The 6,409-nt window shown below is 28.8% G+C and carries 4 protein-coding genes; 3 read left to right on the forward strand and 1 reads right to left on the reverse strand.

The window, feature by feature from the left end:
- Positions 1 to 455: 455 nt before the first annotated feature.
- On the reverse strand, positions 456 to 2,189 hold the full coding sequence (locus ACRCYC_RS03540; RefSeq protein ID WP_438507263.1) for a [FeFe] hydrogenase, group A: 1,734 nt from the start codon (positions 2,187 to 2,189) through the stop codon (positions 456 to 458).
- A gap of 246 nt (positions 2,190 to 2,435) precedes the next feature.
- Here ACRCYC_RS03540 and ACRCYC_RS03545 point away from each other — a divergent pair, with 246 nt between their 5' ends.
- From ACRCYC_RS03545 to hydG, 3 genes are read left to right on the forward strand one after another with little or no spacing between them, the layout of a single operon-like run.
- Positions 2,436 to 3,479 (forward strand): 4Fe-4S dicluster domain-containing protein, encoded by a 1,044-nt coding sequence (locus ACRCYC_RS03545; protein WP_438507264.1) that lies wholly within the window; start codon positions 2,436 to 2,438, stop codon positions 3,477 to 3,479.
- A gap of 1 nt (position 3,480) precedes the next feature.
- Entirely contained in the window at positions 3,481 to 4,488 is a 1,008-nt protein-coding gene (asrC, locus tag ACRCYC_RS03550; protein WP_438617812.1) for a sulfite reductase subunit C, read from the forward strand.
- A 40-nt stretch (positions 4,489 to 4,528) separates the two neighbouring features.
- Entirely contained in the window at positions 4,529 to 5,920 is a 1,392-nt protein-coding gene (gene hydG / locus ACRCYC_RS03555) for a [FeFe] hydrogenase H-cluster radical SAM maturase HydG (protein WP_438507266.1), read from the forward strand.
- The last annotated feature ends 489 nt before the right edge of the window (positions 5,921 to 6,409 follow it).

The raw sequence follows: 6,409 nt of genomic DNA on the forward strand, positions 1-6,409 counted from the left end.
GGATATTTTTGTAAAATTCAAAATTTCTTGGAAACTCCCACAGAACATCCGTTATTGGATTTAAAAAACTAAAAACATCATTTACCGCACTTAAATAACTCATATTTATCCCCACCTTCTATTTTTTCAATAAAAAAAACTACCACAAAAGAGTTATGGTAGTTTTGTAAAATTTCACTATATGATATATAAGAAAATTGTTTTACAACTTTACACAAAAATTTAAAGCAAATATTTTAAAAAATAAATTTATATATAGAAAAAGAGGATATAAACTACATCCTCTTTTCCCATGAATTTGTAAGGGTTGATTAAAAATTTAAAACACCGCTAATTGTGGGGGGAATAATTAATCCTGTCAGATTAATTTCTAGCAATGATAAAGAATCTTTATATTTGAATTATAGTTCAACTTTACAAAAATTGCAAGCTTTTTTTGACTCGTGATTCAAAAATTAAGAATTTTTATTTTTATACGTTGTATGGAAAAGGTGATGAGCCCTTTCTTTCTCTATATTTATATAGTTTTCATACATTGATAATACAGATGGATTTTTATGAGATTTTCTAATCTCACTATTTCTATCTTGAGAATAAAGAACTTCTCCTCTTAATTCTTTATATCCTGTATCCTCTTTTATAGAAGCTTTTAAATGAGGTTGCCCTCCACCATTAATACATCCACCAGGACAAACCATAAACTCTACAAAGTGATAATTATTTTTTTGAACTAAATTCTCTTGAAAAAATTTAAATATATTAGTTCCACCACTAACTATAGCTAAATTATAATCAACATTATCAATTTTAACTGTAGCTTCTTTTATACCTTCAAATCCTCTAACTTCTTTATAATCTATATTTTCAAGTGACGTACCTTCAACAATATCTTTAACTGATCTTAAAGCAGCTTCCATAACTCCACCTGTAACACCAAATATAGTTCCAGCTCCTGTATACTCTCCCATAATAGAGTCAGCTTCTGAATCTTCTAAGTTTTTAAAATCTATTGCATTCATTTTTATAAGCTCAGCTAGTTCTCTAGTTGTTAAAACAGCATCTACATCTCTTATATTATGAGTTTGCATCTCATCTCTTTCACTCTCATATTTTTTTGCAATACACGGCATAATAGAAACTGTAAAAATTGATTTTGGATCAAGATTATTCATAGCAGGATAATAATTTTTAGTTGCTGCTCCAAATATCTGTTGTGGAGATTTTGCAGTAGATAGATTTTTTATATATTCAGGCTTATAATTTTCTATAAACCTTACCCATCCAGGGCAACATGAAGTAAACATAGGAAACACTCCATTTTTTTGTATTCTTTCAATTAACTCTGTTCCCTCCTCTATAATTGTAATATCTGCAGCAAAATTAACATCAAATATCTTTTTAAATCCTATTATTTTTAAAGCTGTATAAATTTGTTTTGTAACATCTTTTCCCAATTCAATTTGAAAAAGTTCACCTAAAGAAGTTCTAACAGATGGGGCCATTCCTATAACAACGTGTTTGTTAGAATCTTTTAAAGCTTCAACAACTTTTTCTATATGTGAAATCTCTGTTAAGGCTCCAACAGGACAAGCTGCTACACATTGACCACAAAGTAAGCAGTCAGTGTCATCAAAACATCTAAGATTTTCAGGTCCTACAAGTAATCTATCTTCAACTTCATTTAACTGAATTACATTGGTACCTATTTTATTTTTACAAACTGCAACACATCTTCCGCATTTTAAGCATTTAGTTCTATCAATAGAAATAGATTTACTTCTTTCATCTAAAGAAAATTCATCTTTAAAACTATCTATTTTTACAGTTTTTTTAGCTCCAGTTTTTTTTACTAACTCTAAAAACTCACAATTTGAAAGTCTTTTACAAGTTCCACAACTAAAGTTATGTTCATTTAATAACTCAATAACTCTATTTTTTTTAGACTCTTGAACTAATCTACTAGCTGTATTTAATCTCATACCATTTTCTACCTTAGTTGAACAAGCTCTTAAAAGTTTATTTTCACTTAAATCTTCAACTCTACAAATCCCACACTCCTGTGTTCCAGTACAATCCTTAAGACAACATAAGGTATCAATCTCTATGCCATTTTCTTTTGCTACTTCAAGAATAGATTTACTTGAATCAGCCATAATTTCTTTATTATTTATATAAAAAGTTACTATCATTAAATCCTCCTAGTGATTTAACCTTGAAAACTTGAGCAATTATTTTCTATTTAAATTCATAATATATTAAAAAAATATATTAGTCAATATTTTTTGAACTCTTATTCAATTAATTGACTCATCATTCAAAAAAAGATTGACTATTTAAAATAAAAGGAGTATTCTTATTCTCGAGCAATTAGTTGAAATATTTTCTAAACAGTTAACCTTGGAATAATAAAATAGAATTCGGAGGAATTTATCAAAATGAAAAAGAAAATTTCAATTGATGATTTTAATTTTTTAATACAAAAATTGTCAAAAAAATACAGAATTATTGCACCTAAAGCTTTTGAAAATGAGGGTAGATATAGCTATGATGAGGATATTAGATATTCAGAAATAAATAGTATTGAAGAGGTTGTTTTCAATAAAAAATCTGGTGGTTCACCAAAAGAGATTCTATTACCTATAGTTCATACTATAAGTGTTCAAGTAAAAAATCAAACTATTAGTACTATCCATGAAAAGGATGATAGAGAGGTTCTGCTTTTTGTACATCCCTGCGATATCCATGGAATAACAAGAATCGATAACACATTTAAAAATGATGAGTACTATCAAATTAGAAGAAAAAAGATTAAATTTGTTATGATTGAATGTGTAGAAAATGGATGGGATAGCTGCTTCTGTGCTAGCTTAGGTACAAATCAAAGTGATAACTATTCTTTAGCTTTAAAAATGGAAGATGAAAATGTTGTGGTTTCTTGCAAAGATAACTTTCTAAATGAATACATAGAAAAATTTGATGATTATTCAGATTTTAAATTTAACTTTGTAGAAAAAAATAGAATTACTGTGAACGTTCCAAATTTAGAAAGCTGGGATAAAATGGCTTTAGATAAAATTAAAAATTCAGCTATATGGGATGAGTTTAAAGATCGTTGTATTGGTTGTGGAAGTTGTAATATGGCCTGTATGACTTGCACATGTATGAATACAATAGATGTCATAGCTGAAGATTCCACTGGTATTACAATTCAAAAAAGAGTTTGGAATGGTTGCCAATTAGTTAAATCTAAAGCTTTGGAAAAAGAGAGTTTATCTCAAATTATTCCAAAAAGAGTTGTTCAAAGAGTTCTAGACAAATTTTATAGACCAAAATTAAAAGAATCAAATGAACAGATATGTGTTGGTTGTGGAAGATGTGTCGATGTATGCCCTAAAGGTATAAGTTTTGCAGCTACAATAAATAAATTTAGCAATGAACTAGAGAAAATTTACAAAGAGTTCGGGAGAAGTGAAGAGTAATATGATGGAAAATATAAGAGATATTGATATTAATAAGCTGCGTAAAAACTGTTTTAGACAATCTAAAGTTCCTGGGGAGTTTATGTTTCAAATGAGAGCTCCTGGTGGAACTGTTGAAGCCAAACATCTTCTGTTAGTACATGAGATTGCTCAAAAATATGGAAATGGAAATTTTCACTTTGGAACAAGACAAACTTTTAATGTAATGGGAATAAAGTATGAAAACATTGAAAAAGTAAATGCCATGGTGGAAGACTATATAAAAGAGATTGAGATTGAAAGATGTAAATTAGATTTAGACGTTGATAACTGTGGTTATCCTTGTTTAGCTCCTAGAAATATAGCTGGATGTGTTGGAGCAGATCATTGTATTAAAGCTAATGCTAAAGTTCCAGCTTTAGCTAATAAAATTGAAAAAGTAATTTTTCCAAGTAATTATCATATTAAAGTTGCCATTGCTGGATGTCCAAATGATTGCGTGAAAGCACATATGACAGACTTTGGAATTTTAGGAGTGACTATTCCACAATATAATGAAAATAGATGTGTTGGTTGTGAAGCTTGTTTAAGAGCTTGTAAACACCATTCAACAGATGCTTTAACATTTAAAAATGGAGTTATTACTAGAAATGAAAACCTTTGTATTGGATGTGGTGAGTGTATTGAAGCTTGTCCAACTAGAGCTTTTGTTCGTTCAAAAGAGGTTTTCTATAGAGTTTTAATAGGTGGAAGAACAAGTAAAAAATCTCCTAGAGTGGGAAAGATTTTTGTTGATTTCATAACTGAGGATGTTCTATTGGCTATATTAAAAAATTGGGAATCATTCTCAGCTCATGTTTTAAACGGTTCACCTAAGTACCTTCACGGAGGGCACCTTATGGATATGGCTGGTTATAAAACATTTAAAGAGCTTATGTTAAAAGATATAAAATTAAATCCTGAAGCAAAAGTTGCAGCAAGAGTTAACTGGACTGAGATGGAATATAAAGCAAACTATAACGTTAAATAATTTTATCAAAGATTAATCTGTTTTAGAGGAGAAACGTAAAATGAAAAGTAATGAAAACTTTATTGATCAAGAATATATTGAAAAAGTGTTACAAAAATCTGAAAAAACAGATTATGATGAAATTGAAAGAGTTTTAAATAAAGCTCAAAATAAAAATGGTTTAACGCATATGGAAGTGGCTACTCTTTTACAAATAAAAGATAAAAATCAAAAGAAAAGACTCTATGAAATTGCAGGTGAAATAAAAAGATCTATTTACGGAAATAGAATTGTAGTTTTTGCTCCTTTATATGTCAGTGATTACTGTATTAATAACTGTACATATTGTGGTTACAAAAGAGATAACAAGTTTCCAAGAAAAAAGTTAACTAGAGAAGAGATTCAAAATGAAGTAAAACTTTTAGAGAAAATGGGACATAAAAGATTAGCTTTAGAATTAGGTGAGGATTCCATTAATGCTCCCATTGAGTATGTTCTTGAAGCAATTGATGCTGTTTACACAACAAAATTTGAAAATGGGTCTATAAGAAGAATAAATGTAAATATTGCCGCAACAACAGTTGAAAACTATAAAAAATTGAAAATTGCTAATATAGGTACATATATTTTATTTCAAGAAACATATCATAAACCAACATATGAAAAAGTACATCCAAACTCTATAAAAGGAGATTATCAATATCACTTAACGGCTTTTAATAGAGCTATGGAAGGAGGAATAGATGATGTTGGAGGTGGTGTTTTATTTGGATTGGCAGATTATAAGTATGAAATTTTGGCACTTATGATACACAATGAATATTTAGAAAAAAACTATGGTGTAGGATTTCATACAATATCTGTTCCTAGAATAAAAAAAGCTGAAGGTATGAGTTTAGATGAATATCCTCATCAAATAGATGATGACACATTTAGAGATATTGTAGCTATTATAAGATTGGCTGTTCCATTTACTGGAATGATTCTTTCTACAAGAGAGACTGCAGAGTTAAGAAGAGAGTTAATAAAATATGGAATATCTCAAATTAGTGCTGGATCTTCTGCAGATGTAGGAGGATATTCAGATCAGGAAAATGGAAAAACTGCAACTCAATTTGAACTTGCAGATCATAGAACACCTTTGGAGGTTTTAAAAGAACTTTTAGATGAAGAGTATGTTCCAAGTTATTGTACAGCGTGCTACAGAATGGGAAGAACAGGAGATAGATTTATGCAACTGGCCAAAAGTGGTAATATTCAAAATGTTTGTTTGCCTAATGCACTATTAACTTTAATGGAGTACGCTATGGACTATGGAGATGAAGAGTTAATAGAAAAAGTTCAAAAGGTTATATCTAAAGAGATTGAAAATATCAAGAGAGAAGATATTAAAGTTCTTACTTTAGAAAAACTTGAAAAAATTAGATATGGAGTGAGAGATCTATATCTTTAAAAACCAGACTAATTTTCTCCATTTTTCCCCCAATTAAACTCCTAAAATAAATGAGGTAGGATATTTTATCCTACCTCATCATGTAAGTTGATATAGAACGGCGTATCCATCATATCTGTTTACTCAGTTTCCTAAGCGTGCAGGGTGCCTTTCCTGCTCGTTAATAACTATATCTTCTGTATTTTATATATTAATTATAATATTTTTTTACTTAATTATCAATGTCTAAATATTCATCAATACGACTACACCAACTTGGTATTTTTATACTTTCTCTAACATTAGTCCAGTTTTTTACTCCTTCTATAATGATTCGTCTTTTTCTCTAAAGTTACGCTACCTTTATATATAAGTATTTAATCACAATTTAATTTATTTCAAATATATACATTTTTCTGAGTTATTAATCTTTTTTTATTTACTTTATTTAAATAAAATGATATTATTTAAATAAAAAGGAGATGAACTACATGAAAAAACCATTTAATC

This window comes from Paraclostridium sp. (assembly GCF_051657365.1).
Taxonomy (GTDB): domain Bacteria; phylum Bacillota; class Clostridia; order Peptostreptococcales; family Peptostreptococcaceae; genus Paraclostridium.